Origin of the sequence: Achromobacter spanius (assembly GCF_039673305.1) — a bacterium.
GTDB lineage: Bacteria > Pseudomonadota > Gammaproteobacteria > Burkholderiales > Burkholderiaceae_B > Achromobacter > Achromobacter spanius_F.
Map to the genome: position 1 here is coordinate 1 of NZ_JBDJLJ010000083.1, position 19,659 is coordinate 19,659.

At 69.4% G+C, this 19,659-nt stretch carries 10 protein-coding genes; all 10 read right to left on the reverse strand.

The annotated features are described in order from the left end of the window. Positions 1-115: 115 nt before the first annotated feature. Positions 116-1,825, reverse strand: coding sequence for a TolC family protein (locus ABE485_RS29460; RefSeq protein WP_346518796.1), 1,710 nt, complete (start codon positions 1,823-1,825; stop codon positions 116-118). A 38-nt stretch (positions 1,826-1,863) separates the two neighbouring features. Then, on the reverse strand, positions 1,864-11,484 hold the full coding sequence (locus ABE485_RS29465) for a beta-propeller fold lactonase family protein (protein WP_346518797.1): 9,621 nt from the start codon (positions 11,482-11,484) through the stop codon (positions 1,864-1,866). Between the two features lie 40 nt (positions 11,485-11,524). Next, complete coding sequence (locus ABE485_RS29470) at positions 11,525-13,075, reverse strand: hypothetical protein (RefSeq protein ID WP_346518798.1); 1,551 nt, start codon at positions 13,073-13,075, stop codon at positions 11,525-11,527. Then, complete coding sequence (locus ABE485_RS29475) at positions 13,072-13,698, reverse strand: TadE/TadG family type IV pilus assembly protein (RefSeq protein ID WP_346518799.1); 627 nt, start codon at positions 13,696-13,698, stop codon at positions 13,072-13,074. The genes ABE485_RS29470 and ABE485_RS29475 overlap by 4 nt, the downstream gene beginning before the upstream one ends. Beyond that, positions 13,695-14,222, reverse strand: coding sequence for a TadE/TadG family type IV pilus assembly protein (locus tag ABE485_RS29480; RefSeq protein WP_346518800.1), 528 nt, complete (start codon positions 14,220-14,222; stop codon positions 13,695-13,697). The genes ABE485_RS29475 and ABE485_RS29480 overlap by 4 nt, the downstream gene beginning before the upstream one ends. Beyond that, a complete protein-coding gene (locus tag ABE485_RS29485) occupies positions 14,215-15,177 on the reverse strand; it encodes a tetratricopeptide repeat protein (RefSeq protein WP_346518801.1) in 963 nt (320 codons plus the stop codon). Before ABE485_RS29485 ends, ABE485_RS29480 begins: the two co-directional genes overlap by 8 nt. Next, positions 15,174-16,115 (reverse strand): type II secretion system F family protein, encoded by a 942-nt coding sequence (locus tag ABE485_RS29490; protein WP_346518802.1) that lies wholly within the window; start codon positions 16,113-16,115, stop codon positions 15,174-15,176. The genes ABE485_RS29485 and ABE485_RS29490 overlap by 4 nt, the downstream gene beginning before the upstream one ends. A 21-nt stretch (positions 16,116-16,136) precedes the next feature. Then, a complete protein-coding gene (locus ABE485_RS29495; protein WP_346518803.1) occupies positions 16,137-17,120 on the reverse strand; it encodes a type II secretion system F family protein in 984 nt (327 codons plus the stop codon). A gap of 20 nt (positions 17,121-17,140) precedes the next feature. Further along, complete coding sequence (locus ABE485_RS29500; protein WP_346518804.1) at positions 17,141-18,574, reverse strand: CpaF family protein; 1,434 nt, start codon at positions 18,572-18,574, stop codon at positions 17,141-17,143. 31 nt (positions 18,575-18,605) lie between these two features. Further along, positions 18,606-19,659 (reverse strand): hypothetical protein (locus ABE485_RS29505; RefSeq protein ID WP_346518805.1); only part of this gene is annotated, 1,054 nt, incomplete at its 5' end.

Consider the following 19,659-nt stretch of genomic DNA (forward strand, 5'->3'; position numbering starts at 1 on the left):
GTCCAGGGCGGGCAGCGCCGGCGCCTGCGCGCGGGCCGCCGCCGGCATGCCCAGGCAGGCGGCCAGGAGGAAGCCGGCGTACGGACGCAATGCGGGGGTAATCAGGAACGGCATATCAGCGCACGGTCGCCGGCAGGTTGTCCGCCTTGGTCGCGGCGTCGGCCGGAGCGTAGGCGGCCACCGATCCAACGTGGCTCCAGAGGTTGCCGGCGATGGTGCGCAACGCGGGCTGCGGGGCCGGCGCCTGCGCGACCGGTTCGGCCACGGGCTGGGCAATCGCCTGGCCGTCCGCCGGCACGGCCTGTTCCGCCAGCGCCAGGCGCGGCACCTCGACGTGGCCGCGCTCGATCTGGCGGTTGGTCTCGGCGATGTCGCGCGCCAGGCTGGCGAGGCTGTCGTCGCCGATGCGCTCGGGCAGCGGGTCGATGCCGGCGGCCTGGTAGATCGTGTTCTGCGCATTGACGAGCTCGGCATAGCTCAGGTCGCGCGCCCGCGTGGCCAGCAGTGTCTCGACCTTGGCCCGGACCACCTCCAGATGCGTCTCGGCGCTGCTGCGCGCGGCGTTTTCGGTCTGCACCTGGATGGCGTCCTGCAGGCGGCTCAGCTCGTTCGCGCGGCGGAAGGCCGTTTCGGCGCGCTGGCGCTCCAGCCACGCGATGTGGACCTGGCTGAGCACGGTCATGCGCAGCGCCTGGCGCCGCAGTTCGGCCGCCTGCTCGCGCGATTCGCCGGCGCGGTTGATCGACGACCACGACAGCACGCTCAGCAGGTTCCAGCTCACCTGCATGCCGGCGTCCGCCCAGTTCTTGTTGGCCAGGTACTTGTTGCTGTCGTAGTTCAGCCCCCCAAAGAGCGATGCGTTGGGCAACAGGCGCAGCAGCGACATGCGAGTCTCCAGCACGGCGTTGCGCGCCAGGTAGCTCTCTTCGCGCAGTTCGGGGCGGCGCACCATGGCCAGCGCTTCCAGGTCCGGCAGCTCGTAGGCCAGCGTGGGCGCGGCCAGCGTCGACGCGTCCGGCGCGGCCAGCGTGAACTCGGCCATCGGGGGCAGGTTCATGAGCGTGGCGAGGCGGGCCTTGGCCTGCGCCAGTTCGTTGTCCAGCGCCTCGGTCTGGCGCACCATGTTGAGCAGGTCGCGCTGGTAGCGCAGGGCCAGGATGGGCGCCACCAGGCGCTTCTGTTCGGTCTGGCGGGCGTATTCCAGCGTCTGGCGGGCCTCGGCCAGCGTCGAGGCGACCCGCCCCTTCAGGCGTTCCGCGGTGACGGCGTTCCAGTAGGCGGTGCGCGTCTGGCGAATGATGTCGGCCACCACGCGGCGGCGGCGCTCTTCGGCGGCCAGCGCCTTGTTGCCCTGCGCCTTGGCGCCGAAGTAGCTCAGGCCGAAGTCCAGCACGTTCCACGTGAGCTGCAGGTCGGCGGTGTGCGTGTCGCGTTCCTGGCTGGTGGACGGCTCCAGCGACTGCGTGCCCGTCGCCAGCGATTCGCTCGACGAGCCATAGTCATTGTTGCGGGCGCGCATGCCGGCGCGCGCGGTCAGCTTGGGCAGCATGCCCTGCTTCTGCACGTCGACCAGGTCGTCCTCCAGTGCGCGCTCCATCAGGGCCAGGCGCTGCTGCAGGTTGTACTTGACCGCGCGGGCGATGGCCTCGTCCAGCGTGATGGGCCCCGTGACCGGTTCCTGCTGGGCGAACATGGCGCCGCGGTCGGTCTGGTCCAGCTTGAGCAGGTCCTGCGTGCTCAGCTTTTCGGGCGGCGTCACGGCGCAGCCGGCAAGTACGGCGGCGGACAGGGCCGTCAGGGCAAAGCGGCGGACGCGGTGTTTCATGGGCATAGGGGAAGAGAACGTGGAAGTCATGTCGGAAATCAGCTTGCTGCATTGATGGTGGCGACCTGCCGCGCGCCGGCGGTCGCATTGGCGGAGTCCTGGACCGGCGCGTCGTCGTCCAGGGAAGCGAGGAACTGCCGGGCCTGCGCCAGCACGTCCTGCGCGGCGCCATGACGAAGCTGCTGGGTCAGCGCGGGCTTGTCGGCGGCCGGCGCCTCGTCGCGCGCGGCAACGGCATCGCCCGTGCGCCAGGCGCCCAGGCGTTCGGCGGACACGGTGACAGGGACTACCCGGGACTCCCCGCCGGCGGTGCGCACCAGCAGTTGCAGGGACAGCGTCCTGGCGTCGCCAAGGCCCGGCGCGATGATGAGGCCGCGGGCGGCGTCCAGCCGCACGCCGTGCGGCAGCTCGGAACCGTCGGCCATGCGCAGCGCCAGCGAGGCGATGGGGCTGCTGCTGCGGATCAGGCCGGCCGGCAAGGCATAGACGTGCCGGTTGCCCGCCGCGTCGGCGCGCCAGTAGCCGGCCAGGGACGGCGCGGCCACGGTCAGCCCTGGCGCGTCGGGGCTGGCCAGGACCACCAGTGCGGAACGGAGCCCGCCCGGGGCGTCCATGACGAGCGGCCGCGCCGCGTCGGAATCGAACCGGTCCAGCGAATCGGCCAGCAGGGCATCGAGCAGGGCCGAGGAGGTGGGTGCGGCGGGGGCCGAGAGGCCGTCGTGGAGGGGGACGGTGAAGGGTTGGACGGGCGAGGACGCCGGGCGTCCGATGCCCTGCTCGAGCGGCAGGGGCAGCGCGTCCGCGTCGGCCTGAGGATCCATCGGAAAGATGTCGGGCCGCTGCTGCGTGCTCAGATCGGGCAAGGGCGCGGTGGCCGGCGAACCGGGGTTCGGGTTGGCGTCGGGATCCGTGCCGGGGTCCGTGCCCGGGTCCGTGCCGGGTTCCGTGCCCGGATCCGTGCCCGGGTTCGGGCCGGGGTCGGTCCCAGGGTCCGGATTGACGTTGGCGGCGGCCACGGTCAGGACGACCGTGCGCGAAACGGTGGCGCCAGATGGGTCCGTGGCGCTCAAGGTCAGTGTGTAGTCGCCGGCGGCGGAGGCGGTTCCGGAGATGACCAGCGTGTCGGGGTTGAAACTCAATCCCGGCGGCAGACCGGCCACGTCCCAGGTCAGCGTGTCGCCATCGGTGTCGGCGAACAGGCCCGGCGGAACGGCATACAGGTAGGGGTCGCCGGCACGGGCCTCGCCGGGCGTCACGGCGATGCCGGTGTCCACGGGCGCCGTGTTGGGCACTTCCGCCGTGCCGACGGAAATCGTCGTGGTCGCCGTGGCGGTCGAGCCGTCCGCCGCCGTGTACGTGATGTCCAGCGCCACGCTTTCGTTGCCGGCGCCCGTGTTCGCGTATCCGATCCGGTGCAGCACCGAGCCCACTTGCGGCCACGTGGCCTGCGCGTTGAACGTGATGACCCATTTCCCGTCGGTTGCCACGACGGTCGCGACCGGGACGCCGGACTGCAGGATCGTTCCCGAGGCGCTGTCGTAGGTCCACGTGTCGGCCAGGAAACTGAACGAATCCTGGGGGTTGGCGCCGCCATGGCGCTCGATGGTCAGCGTGGCGCCGCCATACGAAGGCAGGCTGGCGCCGCCGTCGGTGGTGATGGCGCTGTCCTGCACCAGCTGTATGGGCTCGCCTCCGGGCGTGTACGAGGTGTTCGTGTCCTTGAGGTCGATGACGATGGGCGTGGCCGCACCGCCCTGCGCCTCGGCCGACAGGACGACGACGGAACCCGAGTCGGCGTCGGTGACATAGATCGAGCGGCCGTCGGCGGACACGGTGATGTTGGCCACGCCGGCGTTGGCCGATCCGAAGGCGGCATTGCTGATACGCCCGGTTTCGGTGAGCTCGCCGGTCGTGGTGTTGCGGCTGTACACGATGAGCACGTTGCCGCCGGCCCCGCTCAGCGCATAGACGGCCTTTCCGTCCGCCGAGACGGCGACGTCCGTCAGGTTGAGGCCCACGGTCAGCGTCCCCGCTTCGGTCATCGTGCCGTCAGCCCCGATGCGGTAGATGACGATGTGGCTCTGGTTCTGGTTGAAGTTGACCGTGTAGAGGAACTGGCCGTCCGGCGACACGGCCGCATCCATGACCTGGTTGCCCGCGGTGTTGGTGGTTTCGCGCACGTTGCTCAACGCGCCGGTGGCGGCATCGCGGGTATACGCAAAGACGCGCCAGCCTCCGTGCTGCGTCAGGAAGACCGTCTTGCCGTCGGCCGATACGGTGACGCTCTGGCCGTTGCTCCAGCCCGGCTCGTAGCTCGCGACGAAGCGCAGGCTGTTGTCGGCGGGATTGCGCTGCAGCGCCAGGACCTTGCCCGCCGAGGTCGACGCGTAGAGCGACAGGCCATCGGCGGACACGGCCAGTTCGGTGATGCCGCCGATGTCCGCGTGCGTGCCGGCGTCCAGCGTCGCGATCTTGTTCAGCGCGCCATTGGCGGTGTCGCGGGCGTAGACGACGATGTTCGATCCGGAGTCGCCCGCGACATAGACCAGGCCGCCGTCGGCCGACACCACGATGGACGTGCCGTAGGACAGCGCGCCATCCGAGATGGCCAGGCTTTCGACCAGGGTGAGCGCGCCCGTGGACGGATCGCGCTGGTACACGCGCAGCACGCCGACGCCCTGCTCGTCATTGGCCAGCACGTAGAGCTGCGTGTCGTCGGGCGACAGCGCCGTGGCGCGCGCGCCGGTGCCGCTGATGACCTGATCCAGCGTCAGCTTGGTGCTGTCCACGTCGGCCAGGTCCACGTCCGGGAAGGTCAGGTCGCCGCCGCCGGTATCGGTGGCGTGGCTGACTGCGATGGTGGCGCGGATATCGGGTTCGCTTTCGTTGTTGGCGATGTCCGTAATGCTGGCCAGCGTGACCGTGACCACGCCGTCCGGCACGGTTGCGTCCTTGGCCTGGTAGCTGATGGCATCGATCAGGGCGGCGGCGTCCGCGGGCGATTTGCCCGACAGCCACAGCGTGATGGTGGTCGTGTTGCCGACGACATCCACCTGGTAAAGCGTGCCGTTGGCCGTTACCAGGATCGAATCGTTGGAGCTGACCAGCAGGATCTCCTGGCCGTCTATCACCAGCGCCTGATTGGCGCCGGTCCGGTCGACGGTGATCTTGAGCTGGTCAAGTTCGCCGCCGTCGCTGCCCAGCTGGATCGACACGCCGTTGAACAGGTCGACCGCCTGCGCGTTGCCGTCGGTCCCGATGCTGACCGATGCGTTGGCGCCGTCGGCGCTCAGTTGGGGTTCGGGCACGCCCGTTCCCGGATCGCCGCCGATCGTGATCAGCACGTCCACATTGACGGCCTGGCTTTCTGCCTTGCCGTCGCTGGCGCGCACCGTCAGGGTGACGAGGCCCGCGGCATCCGGGGCGGTATTGGCATAGGTAACCTGCCGCAGGATCGCGTTGGCGTCGGCGCGGCTTGCGCCCGCCAGGAAGGTGATGGTCAACGCGCCGCCCTGCTGGGCGAAGCCGGCGATGGCCTGGCCGTTCTTGAGGATCTGGCCGTTCTGCAGGGTGTAGCCATCTTGTTGCAGGAAGCCGAACACGTCGTCGGCCGACGGGCCGCCGTCGCGCGCGATCAGCAGCGAACCGCCGCCGTAGTCGCCGGACCCCTGCGCCAGCGGGTCGAAGTTTGCATTCGACAGCGTCAGCCAATCGGCCAGCACGATGGCCTGGCCAGGCGCGGCGGCCTGCACCGTCGACAGCCGGCTCAGTCCGTCTCCCGAGACCAGGATGGACTTCCCGTCCGCGGACAGTGCGATGTCGCCGCCATTGGTGCCGCCGGAAACGCTTCCAGCCAGCGTCAGGGGCGCACCGTCCGCAATCGCATAGATGTTGACGGCGCCGCCGACGGTCGCGGCGTACAGCAGGGTGCCGTCGGCGTTCAGCACCAGGCTGCCGATGGCTTCGCTGGCCACGGTATTGACGAGCGAGAGCCTGTTGTCTGCGTCCAGATGGTAGATGGCGATCTGGTTTTCTTCGGGATCGCCTACGTACAGCCACTTTCCGTCGGCGGATGTCGCGACGGCGTAGTCCACCGGGTCCATGCCCGATTTGGCGAGCTGTATGCTGTCTATCAGCCGCAGCTGGCCGTCGCTGCCTCTTTCATAGATCTTCAGTTCATGGCTGGCGATGAACATCGCGCCGCTGTGGATCACGTAGACGTAATTGCCCGACGTCGCGACGGCACCATTGCGCACCGCCTCCAGGGTCTGCGTGCGGGTCAACGCGCCCGTGTCGGCGTCGCGGCTGTACACCAGCACTTCGCGGCCAAAGTTGTTGCTGGCGTCGACATACACCTGCGCGCCGTCGTCGGAGATCGCCATGCCCCCGTTCGAGCCGGAGCCGACGGACAGGGTCGCCGCGTGACTGAGCCGGCCCGAGTCCTGCACGCTGAACTGCATCAGGTTGCCGTTGCTGGAGATGGTGTAGACCGATTTCCCATCCGCGCTGACCACCATGTGGTTGACCGTGCCCAGGCCGTCCACGACCAGGCTCTGGAACTGCGCCAGCTTGCCGGACACCGGGTCTGCCGCAAACACGATGATCGTGTCGGACCCGCCGGCCACGTAGGCGAACTTCCCGTCGGCCGAGTAGGCGACCTCGGTGGACGAGGCCAGCGCCGCATCGTCGAACGATTCCATCTCCTGCAGCGGCTGGCCATCCAGGACGGGCGGCACGTTGATCTGGTTGTCGATGCGCACGGTGGCGTGGATGGCGCTCAGGTCGGCCGTTTGTCCGCCGACATCGCCAAGGCTCTGAAGCGTTATGACGACGGCGCCGCTGGCCACGGTGTTCTGCTGGACCTGGTAGCGCATGCCGTCGATCAGCGCGTTGACGTCGGCGATGGCGGGCGAGAATGAATCCAGCGAAATCGTGATCGTCGTGGTGTTGCCCGACACCGTGACGGAGTAGAAGTAGCCGCTGTTGTCGGCGCGCGTGGTGCCGCTGGCGACCTGCAGGGTGATGAGCTTGCCGTCGATGATCAGCGCCTGGTTGGCGCCGGTTCCGTTGACCGTGACGACCAGTTCGGTCAGTTCGTCCACGCCGGCGGTTTCCAGGTGGACACTGACGTCGGAGAACAGGTCGACTTCCGGATGGCTGGTGGCGCCATCGACAACGACAACCGTGGAATCCACCGGCGTCGCATCCAGGCCGGGCGCATCCGCGGTGGGGGGAACAGAGGACGCCTGCGGTTCGGCCTGCGTGACGTCCAGCGTCAGCACGCGGGACGCCGATGCGCCATCGGGATCGGTCGCCTTGACGGTAAAGGAGATGCTGCCCGCCGCCAGCGGCGTGCCTGAAATCGTGCGGGTGGCGGGATCGAAGGTCAGACCGTCCGGCAGCCCCGACACTTCCCACTGCAGCGTGTCGTCGTCCGCGTCCACGAACAGCGATTCGGGCAGCACGTACTCGTAGGCCTGGCCGACCTGCGCGTCGGTGAGCGGGGGCGCATCGCCATTGACGGCCGGCGCCGTGTTTTCCGGCTCTGGCGTGCCGGCTTCGCCCAGCAGCAGGACGAACAAGGTGCTGGCGGATTTGGTTCCATCGCCGACGGCCACGTCGAGATCGACGCGGGCCGGCGGCGTCTGTGCCGAATTCTGGTACGTGACCTGCTTGAGGACCTGGTTCGCGGTCGCCTTGTCGACGCCGGCGGTAAAGGTGATCGTCAGCGTGCCGGACGACACGGTGAAGTCGGCGATCGCGACGCCGCCGCGCATGATCTTGCCGTCGGCCAGCGTCAGGCCGGCCCCATCGGCAAAGGCGAAGCCGTCGTCCGCCGATGCGCCGCCGGAGCGGGCGATGGTCAGCGTGGCGCCCTGATAGTTGTTGATGTCGTCGAAGTCCGGGTCCGAAAAGCCGATGTTCTCCGCGAACGGCGTGCTGGGAGACGTGGCGTCGTACACCGCATTGGGCCGCGCCGAAATGATGGCCAGGCCGGTCGACGTGGCGCTGCGTCCGCCATAGATGTTCAGGCCGTCTGCGCTGACCACGATCTGCGTGGTCAGCGCGGCGCTCAACACGATCCGGTCGGCGTACGTCAGCGCGCCGGTTGCGCTGTCGCGGCTGAACACGAGCAGCGCGCTGTTGCCGTTCAGGCCCACATACAGGGCCGTGCCGTCGCCGGAGATGGCGAGCTCGCGCACCGACAGCGCGTTGGCGGGGGTCAGGCCCGCGGCATACAAGTCCAGCGTGCCCACATAGGTGAGATCGCCCGAGGCATCGCGGCTGAATATCGACACGGTGGCCATGTCGCCGGAGCCGACGTAGACGAAGCGGTCGTCGGGAGAGATGACGATGTCCTGCAGCGTCAGCAGGTACCGGTTGTCGCCGGGCCGCGGTCCGCTGTCGGGATCGGCCGAAATGGATGCGTCGTTGATAGCGCGAACATAGGTAAGCGCGCCGGTCTCGGTATTGCGGGAGAAGACAGTCAGCATGCTGCTGCTGCGGTTGGCGACATAGACCGAGGCGCCGTCCGACGAAATCACGATGCCGCTGGGCACGTTCATGCCCAGCGCCGCGGTGCCGCCCACATACGAACCCAGGAAGGTCAGGGCGCCGGTGACGGGATCGCGCGAGAACTGGGCGAGTTCGGACTTCGCGTTGGAGCTGTCGATGGTGTTGACGCCGTTGATCGTGTAGAGCGACTTGCCGTCGGCCGACAGCACGATTTCGGATATCTGCGCATCCAGCCCGCCGACGCCGCCCACGCCCTGGGTGGCCGCGACGCCGCCATAGGTGAGCCGGCCCGTGGCCGGGTCGTAGGTGAACATCACCAGCGAGTAGGCGGCCGCGCTGGCGCCGGCGCCGTAGCCCGCCAGGTAGAGCGCATTGCCCTGCATCGCCATGGCGGTGATGCCGGTCAGTCCGTTGACTTCGATCTGGGCGGTTCCGGGGTCGTCGGCTTCGCCCTGCGCGAACGTCTGCACCAGCGTCAGTTCGCCCGTGGCGACGTCGCGCGCATACACGCGCAACGTGCTCGTGCCCCCCGCGTTGGCCGCGGAGCCGCCAGTCACCAGCAGCGTCTTGCCGTCCGCGGACAGGACGATGTCGGTGACGTAGTCGTTGTAGCCGCTGAGCGTACCGTTGGCGTAGTACAGCGATGCGTTCGGCGTGGAAACTTCCGTGTCGATCTGCGGCGCATTGTTGATCGCCAGCGTCACGGTGGCGGTGATGTCCGGAGCACCCGTGTCGCTGCCGCCATTGGCGCTGCCGCCGTTGTCCTGCAGGGAGGACAAGGTGAAATTGCGCGTGCCGGCGACGGCCTTGGCCGAATCGTTGACATAGGCTATGCCGTTCACCAGCGTCTGGACGGCGGCGAGCCCGATGCCGGACGGGTGGCTGATGGTCAGGGCGCCCCGGCCGTCGGTGAGGGTGTAGGAATAGCCGTAGCCGCTGGCGGTCACCCCGGACGACGCCGCCGACAGACTGATGCGCGTGCCGTCCACGATCAGGTATTCGTTCGCGGCAAAGCTGGCGCCGTCCACGGTCAGCGCCAGGGCGATGATCGCCTGCCCCGTTTCGCCGGTGTTGACCGAGGCGTCCTTGAAAAGCGTCACGACCTTGGAAGCCGTGTCGTAGGGGCCATTGGCGACGACGTCCGCCTGCAGGTCGGGCGCCGTGTTGTTGGCCATCAGCAGGTCGATGGTCCGCGACTGGCTGGACAGTTCCCCGTCGCTGGCGGTGATGGCCAGGGTGACGATGCTGCCGCTCGCGGGACTGCCGCCATTGCGGTAGGTGATCTGGCGCAGCACCGAATTGGCCTCGGTCTTGCTGATCGCGGCGGTGAATGTCAGCGTCAGGACGCCGCCATTCTGGACGAAGTTGGCGATGGCCTGGCCGTCGCGCAGGATCTGGTTCCCGGACAGGGTGTAGCCGCCCGACGCGGCGAAGCCGAACAGGTCGTCGGCGGACGCCTGGCCGGCGCGCGAGATCGTGAGCGTTGCGCCGTTGTAGTCGCCCGCGCCGTTGGCCAGGGCGTCCAGGTTCGCATCCGAAAGGGAGATGTCTCCGGTCAGCGGGATTTCGGATCCGACGATGTAGGTGGGCGTGGTGCTGAAGCGGGACAGCGAATTGCCGGCGACCACCACGTTCGTGCCGTCCTTGCTGACGGCCAGCGCGGCGGCGCCGCCCGCGTCGTTCAGCGTCTGGCTGAGGGTCAACGATCCGTTTGCCGACAGGGCATAGATGCTGAGCGTGCCGTTGCTGGACGTGGCGTACAGCTTGGTGCCGTCCGCGGATACCGCCAGCGCGTTCACGTTGGACAGCGACACCGTGCCGCGCGCTTCCAGGTTGCCGTCGCGCAGGGCGTAGATGCGGATGGTGGATCCGGCGCCGACGAACACCAGGCCCCCGTTCGGCGTGGCGGCCATGGATGGGGTCGTGCTGGTGGAGATGCCCGTGTCCAGGTAGCCGAACTCGAGCTTGCTCAGGGTGCCGTTGTCGTTGCGCTGCAAAGTCACCAGGTTGGTGCCCGAGGCGACGAACACGTAGTCGCCGGAACTGACCACGGTGCGGGTGCGGCCGCCGCCCAGGGAACCCTCGTCCAGGGTCTGGATCCGGGTCAGGCTGCCCGTGGCGGAATCGCGATTGAAGACCACCAGGCCGTTGTATTGGGTCGAGGCGTACAGCTGTCCGCCGTCGTCCGACAGGGTCATCGCAATAAGGGTCGCGCCGCCGGACGTCGAACGCGCGTTGGACAAGGCGCCGTCGGCGCCGATGTCCAGGGTAATGATGTCGCCGCCCGAGATGGCGTAGAGCGACTTGCCGTCGGCCGCCAGCGCCAGGTCGGTCAGGCGGGTCAGGCCGGGAATGCCGCTCAGGACCTGGACATTGCGCAGCGCGTCGTGCTCGCCGACGGCAAACACCGCGATGGTGCCGGATTCGTTCGCGGCATACAGGAACTTGCCGTCGCTGGAGTAGGCGACTTCCTTGCTGACGCCCAGGCTGCCCAGCGTGACCGATTGCGCCAGTTCGGGGATGCCGGCATCGGCAAGCACGGGCGGCACGTTGATGCCGTTCGTGATCTCGATTTCGGCATGCATGTTCAACAGGGCGACGTCGCCGCCTTCATCGCTGAGGCTGTACAGGGACACCAGCACCTTGCCGCTTTCCACGGTGTTGTCGCGGGTCCGGTACGCGATGCTGTCGATCAGCCGGCCGACGTCGGCCGGCTGGTAGGCGTCCGAGGAACCGATGGAGATCGAGATCCGCGTCGTGTTTCCGCTGACCGTCACCTCGTAGGTGTAGTTGTTGCCGGCGGTGCTGCCGGCCAGGGTCGTGGCTTCGAGCGTGATCTCGGTGCCATCGATCAGCAGCGACTGGTTGGAGCCGCTGCGGTCCACGGTGACGACCAGCTTATCCAGCTCCTGGCCACCGCCGTCCGGGGAAACGCTGACGCCGCTGAACAGGTCCACCGTCTGGGCGGCGGAGTTTTCGTCGATGCTGATGGTGGCCTGAGCGCCATCGGCCGCCACGCCAGGCTTGGTATCCGTGGCTTCCACGGCCTGGGCCACAGTCGCGACCACGGCCGCATCAAGCAGAAATCGGGGTTCCAGGGCCAGTGCCTGGCGGCGCAGCGTAGTGTTTCGGCGGGAGTTCATGGAAATCCTGGGGCGAGTGGAATGTTGTGCGGGGTTGGGCTTATTCGACGAGCGTGGTCAGCGCGGCAAGCTGGCGCAGTTCGTCGACGATGTCGTCGAGGCGGCTCTGGATGCGTCCTTCCGAGGCCACGAAATCCTTGCCGGACAGATAGACCTGGTCGGAACCCTTCTCGGCGCAGATCGCCAGGCCGGGGCCGGCGATGCGCCGGAAGGCCGAGGCGCTGAGGATCTGGCCGTCTTCGTCGGTGGCCTCGTCGTTGCCGGTGACGATCAGGTAGAACTTCAGGTCGCGGGCGCGGAAGCTGCTGCACAGGCGCGAGAAGCGTTCGGTCACGACGCTGGCCTCGCCGCCGCCCGAGTCCGAGTCCCCGTCGATCTTCCTGCCGACGTAGGCGTTGTAGGAATCGGTGTCGAACCAGCGCTGGTCGCTGGAATTGACCAGGAACACGATGGCCTTGACCCGGTCGCCCGTGCCGTCGTCGAAGTCCCTGGGCAGGTCGTCTTCCAGGCCCCAGCCGGCGCCGCCGCGGAAGGCCGGCGCCAGGGACATGGCGGCCCAGCCCATGGCGATCGCGTAGTTCACGTTGAAGCGCGTGGACATCTGGTCCAGCCGTTCGCCGATCTTGTCCAGGTCCTTGGACAGCGGCAGCAGTGCGGCGCTGGGGCAGCCCCGGTCCGCCACCATCCAGCGCGTGTCGTTCACGCCGGTGGCCTGGCCGAAGTCGGGGTTGGGACCGACCCAGCGGATGGGCGTGGCGCCCGGGCTGCCGTTGTCGGGCAGGTCGTGGCGGTAGTAGACGCCGAACTGGCCAGAGGGCGCGTCGGTCCAGAAGTAGTTCTCGCCGCGGTTCAGGCCGCGGAACATGCACAGCAGGTTGGCGCGGCGGTCGGGGATGCGGCGGTCGGCCAGGCTGGCGTAGCCCGAGCGGAACAGGGACGTCAGCTCCACCGGGTTGAGCGCGCCGGCCGAGGTCCAGAGCCGGATGCGGTTCGACTGGTCGGGGTCGTAGATGTTGACCGACTGGCTGTACGGCACCAGCGACAGCCAGGCGCTTTCGGCGTCCTTGAGCAGGCCCGAGGCGAATGATTTGCCCAGGCGGCGCAGCACGGCCAGGTTGGCGGCGTCCTCGCCCAGCGTGTTGGGCAGGGCCAGCGACACCTCCAGCGAGCGCTGGCGCGAGACCGCGGCGGAGGCCACGGTCACGGGCTGGTCCGGCGTGCGGGCCAGCATGCTGGCCGCTTCGAAGGTCGCGGTGACACGCGTGCCGGGCATGTCGTCCCGGGTGATGGTCTCGGTCGTGACCGACAGCGCGCGGCGCAGCTGGGAGCGGTCCATGCCCAGGTTGACGGCCACGTAGCGCTCGGCGATGTCCTGGATATCGGCGTCCCGGGATTTGGCATAGGCGGCGGCCGACGCGAGCGCCGCGGCATCCGTCGCGCGCTTCATCTGCGCGGCGTCCGCGGTCATGCGCGTGCCGTCCGACGCGAACACCGCCAGCGCGGTCACGGCGCCGATGAGCAGCAGCAGGAATACGGCGGATGCGCCGCGTTGGCGCGCAAGCGAGGGGACCTTGTCGGGACGCGTCTTCATGGTTCGGAGTAGGCCAGGCCGGTGGCGGCGCTTTCGGCGCGCAGCGTTTCGTCCAGCGTGATGGTTCGGGAGGTGGCGCGGAAGATGCCGGTGGTCTCCAGCACCTCGGGCAGCGGCATGCCGGCCCAGAGCGAGATATCGGCCGTGTCGCGGCAAGCCTTGACCACGATCATCGACATGGTGCTGTTGTCGGTATTGCTCTCGCCGGTGTCCGGCGGATCCTCGGGCAAGGCGCCGGTGTAGCGGCCGCCCGAGGCCGGCGGTTCGCACAGCGAGCGCGCGCCGCCGCGTTCCACGGCCCAGGCAATGCGGCCGGACTGCAGCACGTTCAGGATGATGAGCTGCTGCATGTCCTCGTGCCCCTGCATGGCGACCTGCGCCAGCGCATCGACGCCGCCCGCGGTCAGGGCGGGCTGCGCGGCCAGGTTCAAGGCCATGGCGCCGGCGGAGTTCTCCACGCGGATGCGCTCGCTGTGGATGCGCTGCATGTCGGCCCCGATCATGCCGACGCCCAGCAGGATGGGCAGCGCGATCGCGGCCTCGACCGCCAGCGCGCCGCGCTGGCGGCGGCGGGAGGGCGCGCCGAAGGCCGCGCGGCGCGGGAATCGCGGAGAGGCGGTCACTGGCGCGATTCCTCGGCGCGTTGCGGCAGGTAGGCCAGCACCTGCTGGTAGCGGTACCGGAAGGCGCCGCTGTCCACGCCCAGCAGGCGCGGCAACGGCGTGATGAAGTCCTTGCGCACGTCGACCTCGATGCGCCATGCCGGCACGTTGGTCCGCGCGGCGGACTCGGCTTCTTCGTCGGCCGCGCCGCCGCCCATGGCGTCCAGCGACGCAAAGCGCTCGACTTCCACGGTGGCGATGTTCTCGTCGTCCAGGTAGTTGTGCGAAGCGGCCACCATGCGCTCGCGCACCAGCGATTCGATGGCGCCGCCGTCCTGCAGCCCCGCGGTGCCGTCCTGGCGGAACTGCTGCACGGCGCGCTCCAGCGCACTGGCGCCCATGTTGATCGTGAGTCCGATGTTGGCCAGTTCCATGAACATCATCGCGGCGGCGATGATGACGGGCAGCACATAGGCGGCCTCCACCGACAGCGAGCCGGACTGGCCGCGCAGGAAGCGGTGCGCGCGCGTGGCGGAATCAGCCATTGCCGTTGGTCTCCTTTTCGCGCAGCCGCAGCGCCTGGCGGCTGGCGGCCATCAGCTCGTCCGCGACGGGGGCGCCCGCGCGGATGCGCTCGCGGCGCTGCGCGAAGTCGGCCAGCGCCTGCGGCACGAGCGTGGGCGCCATGATGCCTTCCAGCGTCTTGCGCGCGCCGCTTTCGTCGCCTTGCAGCGTCTGGGCGAACGCCAGGTTCAGCTTGAGGGTGGGCAGCTGCGTCCCGTCGGCCTGGGACAGCAGGCGGATCGCCTGCTGCGCGTCGCCGCTGGCCAGGTGGGACAGCGCCAGGTTGTTCAGCACCCGAAAGTCTGAAGGGTCCAGTTCCCAGGCCTGGCTCAGCAGCTTGCGCGCCTGTTCGTGGTCGCCGCCGGCGTCGAGCAGGACGCCCTTGGCGTTCAAGGCCGCCACGTTGTTGGCGTCGGCCGCCAGCGTGCAGTCGAAGTCGTTCAGGGCGGCGTCGCGCTGGCCCAGCGCCATGCGTGCGCGGCCCAGGCCGTTGCACAAGGTGACCGTCGCGGCCGGCGTGGCCTTCACGCCGGCCTCGTTCAGCGCGCGGCGCGCGCGGCCGAACAGCGCCAGGTTGTCGCGCGGCGACTGCGTGGGGGCGGCCACGCTGGCGTATTCCAGCAACTCCAGGGGTTTCAGGCTGCCGCGCTGCTCAAGTTGCGCATAGACGCCGGCGGCGCCTTCGTAGCGGCCCTGGTCGCGCAGCAGGCGGGCCAGCTTCAGGCCGTCGGCCGCGGTGTCGCCGCTGCTGGCGGGCGGGCGCGGCGAGGCATTGTTGTTGGATTGGGTCAGGAGATTGCGGCTGCTGGGCGCGGCGGCGGAGTCGGTCTTGGTGAAGGTGCCGCACGCGCTCAGCATGACGGCCAGCAGCAACACGCCGCCGGCGCGGCCGAGGCGCACGGTGGGCTGCGAAAACAGGGGCAAGGTTGCGTTCATTGCATCAGGGTCCGGATAACGCGCATGAGCGCGGGCGTGGCGACGATGGCGACCACCGGCGGCAGGATCAGGGTCATGAGGGGCACGCTGAGCTGCGCGGGCAGCTTGCCGGCCTTCTCTTCCAGTTCCAGGATGAGGCGGCTGCGGCTCTCTTCGGCGATGGTGCGCAGCGCCTGCGCCAGCGGCGTGCCATAGCGTTCGGCCTGCACCAGCGAACCCACCATGCTTTCGATGGTCGGCACGCGGGTGCGGTCGGCCAGGTGGCGCAGGGCGGCGGCGCGGTCGGGCAGCAGTTGCAGTTCGGCGCTGGTGTAGGCCAGCTCGTCGGCCATCGCGGGCGCGCTGAAGGCGAGTTCGCGCGACACCACTTTCAGGATCCGCGGAAACGGCAGGCCCGCCTCGGCGCAGATCACCATCAGGTCGAGCGCGTCTGGCATGCTGCGCGACAAGGCTTCATGGCGCTGGCCGGCGCGCAGCTTGACCAGCAGCTCGGGCAGCGTGGTCCCGACGAACAGCGAGATCAGGCCGATCGCCAGTCCGGTCAATCCGAAGCGGCTCTGCGGGCTGGCCAGCAGCCACAGGGCCAGGCCGCACAGCGCCACGCCGCTGCCGTACTTGGCCGCCATGAAGAGGCCGCTGGCCTCGGCGCGGCGCCAGCCGGCCTGGGCCAGGAGGCGTTCGATGGTGCGCCTGTCCTGCTCGGTGCCCGCCAGTTTCATGCCGAAGGCGGCAATGCCCTGGGCCAGGGGCGACAGCGGCGTGCTGTCGTCGAGCGCGATGGACACCGTGGCCAGCGCGGCGCCGCGGCCGCGCTTGCCCAGGCGGTCGTGCAGGGGGTTGCGGCGCGATTCGGCGCGCAGCAGCCAGACGGCCAGCACCAGGCCGGCGATGAAAGCCAGCAGCAGCAGGGGCGCCAGGGGATCGGAGAACAGGGGCATGGCAGCTTTGTCGCGGGCGGGTCAGCGGATCCGCTTGACCATCATGTGGGTGATGAACAGGCCCAGGCCGACGCTGGCGGCGGCATAGGCCATGACCTTGACGCCGGCGGCGTCGTTGAACATGAAGCGGAAATCGTCGGGGGAATTCAGGTACATGTAGAGCAGCACGCCCGGCACCAGCAGGGCGACGATCTTGGCGGAGGCGCGCGCTTCGGAGGTCTTGGCCTGCACCTTCATGCCGAGCTCGGCGCGGGCGCGCAGCGTGGCCGACAGGCGCTCCAGCGTGTCGCCCAGGCGGCCGCCGGATTCCTGGCTGATGATGAGGATCACGGCAAAGAAGCGGTACTCCGGCAGCGGCACGCGCAGGGCGGACGACTGCATCGCCTGCTTGAGCGGCACGCCCAGCTTCAGCCAGTTCTCGATCTCGCGCAGCTCGGGCGCCAGAGGGCCGTGCAGGTGATCGGCCGCGATGCCGAATGCGCTGTGCAGCGGCACGCCCGAACGGCAGATGCGCGTAATGCCGTCGATGGCTTCGGGCAGGCTGCGCGCCAGGGCCGCCAGGTGCTTGCCCATGGCCTGCTGGTACAGCAGGCCGCACAGCGCGGCCCACAGCACGGGCGCCGCCAGCAGCGCCAGGGCGACGGGCGTGCCGGTCATGCGCGTCAGCGCCAGGCCGCCGATCAGGGCGGCCGCGGCGGAGATGAGGATGCGCTGGCGCAGCGTGGGCAGCCAGCCCAGCGCGCGCAGGCCGTCGCGCAGGCGCGTTACGCGCCGGCCCAGCCAGGGCAGGCCGGGCAGCAGGTCGTCCTGCCCTGGCAGCATGATGGAATCGGGCGACTGCAGGACGGCGGCGGCCATGCCGCTTTCGCGCTGCATCTGCGCGCGCAGCGCCGCCAGGCGGGCGGCCATGGCGTCTTCGCGCCGCTGGCGGCGGCCGTTGGCGCGCACGGCGTAAAAGCCCACGAACACCACCAGGAAAACGAGCAGAGTGAATAGGTCGAGCATGTCGGGCAGCCTTGTCGCGCTCAGGCGATGTCCTGGTCGAACAGGTGGGACTTTTCGGTGTAGAAATTCGGGCGCAGGCCGCTGCCCGTGTGTTCGCCCAGCACCTGGGTGGCTGTCGACCCGGCCCGGGAACGGAACGTGAACAGCTCCTGCGTCTGGATGACTTCCTCTTCCATGCCGCAGATTTCCATGATGGAGACGACGCGGCGCGCGCCGTCCCGCATGCGCTCGATCTGCACGATCAGGTCGACGGCGCTGGCGATCTGGCGGCGGATGGCGGCCAGGGGCAGCTGCATGTTGGCCATCATCACCATGTTTTCCAGCCGCATCAGCGCATCGCGCGGCGTATTGGCGTGCACCGTGCACAGCGAGCCGTCGTGGCCGGTGTTCATGGCCTGCAGCATGTCGAAGCATTCGCCGCCGCGGACTTCGCCCAGGATGATGCGGTCGGGCCGCATGCGCAGCGCGTTCTTCATCAGGTCGCGCTGGTCGACGCGGCCGCCGCCTTCGGCGCTTTCGGGCCGTGTCTCCAGCCGGATGACGTGCTCTTGCTGCAGCTGCAGTTCGGCCGCGTCCTCGATGGTGATGATGCGTTCCAGCGGGCTGATGTTCTGCGACAGCGCATTGAGCAGCGTGGTCTTGCCGGCGCCGGTGCCGCCCGACACGACGATGTTCAGGCACGCTTCCATCGCGCGGCGCAGCAGCACGGCCATGTCCATCGACATCGCGCCGCGCTGCGCCAGGGATTCCAGCGACAGGTCGCGCCGCATGAACTTGCGGATCGAGATCGTGGTGCCGTCCAGCGCCAGCGGATGCGTGATGACGTTGACCCGGCTGCCGTCGGGCAGGCGCGCGTCCACCATGGGATTGGCTTCGTCGATGCGGCGCCCCACGCGCGCGGCGATGCGCTGCGCGGTGTTGAAGACGTGCTCTTCGTCGATGAAGGTGATGGGCGACAGCTCCAGCTTGCCGAAGCGTTCGACGAAGATCTGGTTCGCGCCGTTGACCAGGATGTCGTTGATGGTGTCGTCGGCCAGCAGCGGTTCGATGGGACCCACGCCCACCATCTCGTCGAGCATCTGGCGCGAGATCAGCTCTTCTTCCTGGCCCGACAGCTGCAGGCGCTGCTCGTCGCAGATGCGGCGGATCAGCGCGTCGATCTGCGCCTGCAGGCGGTCGCGCGGCATGGACGCGGCCTTGAGCGGATCGATCAGCTCAAACAGTTCATTGCGGATCACGCGGCGCTGCGCATTGTTTTCGGCGCTTTGCGGGGCTGCGGCGGCGACGCGCAGGTTCGTGCTCTGGGGCGCGGGCTGTGGCGGTCTGGGCGCGGGCACGGCAGCCAGGGGGGCAGGCTCGACCGGCGTCGCGATTCCGGGTGCGGCATGCACGGCCTGAGCCGCGGGCGCATGCGGTAAAGAGGTGGCAGGAGCGGTCTTGCGGCGGGGCAGCATGGTGTCGTTCGGTCCAGGTTCGCGGTGAGGATCAGGCGCGGGCGGCGCGGCCGGCCGGCGCCGCGCGGTTCAACCACGCGCGCAGGCGGCCCAGCGGACCTGCATCGCCCGACGGCGCCGCCGCGGGCAGGCCCAGGATGCCCGCGCCCAGCTGCGCGACGGCCTGGGCATAGGAAGGCGCGGCCTGGGGCGCTACCGGTCCTTTCAACAGGCTGGCGGCCAGCGCCTGGCCGGCGTACGGCAGGTGCTGGTCGATGCGGCGGCCGACGAATTCCTCGAACTGGGCGGCGGTCAAGGCGGCGCCCTGCGCCTGGCGCGCGTCGCTGGCTACCAGCACCAGGCGCTGGCTGGCGCTGCCTGCGCCCAGCTCGGCCAGCAGGCGGTGGGTATTGCGCGCGCCCTGCACGGTGAGTTCGGTCAGCACGACGCGGATGTCGGAATGCGCCAGCACCTCGTCGGCGCCGCAGGGGCGGTGCGAGGGCAGGTCCCAGAGCGACAGCGAGAACCATTGGCACAGCGCGCCGCCGATTTCCAGTGCGCGCTCGGGGTCGAAAGGCGTCTCCTGGGCGGGCCGCTGGGCCAGCAGCTGCAATCGGGCGGAAGGCTGCGCCTGGGGCGGGAGCGGCACCTGGCCGGCCGCCAGCAGCGTGCGCTGCAGCAGGCGCGGGTCGATATCGGGCGCGGACAGCAGGCTGGCCAGTCCGGCGTCGGCTTCCAGCCCCAGCAGCAGCGGCAGGTCGCCCTTGCGCCGGTCGAAGTCCACCAGCACCGTCGGCGTCTGGCGGGCATGCGCCAGCCACAGGCCGAGGGAGGCGGTCAGCGTGCTGACGCCCAGCCCGCCGGCCGCGCCGACGATGGCCGCCGAACGCCCGGCGCGCGCCGAGCCGCCTTGGCCGAGCGGCGCGTCGTCGTCGGCCCGCGCCAGCGTGTCGGCCAGCACGTCCAGCCTGGGCGGCTTGACCAGGTAGTCGAATATGCCGGCCTGCAGCAACTGGCGGTACAGGTCCACGTCCTGCCTGTCGCCGAGCGCCACGATGCGGCAGGCGGGGCCCGCAAGGGCTGCCAGCTCCAGCAACGCCGCGATC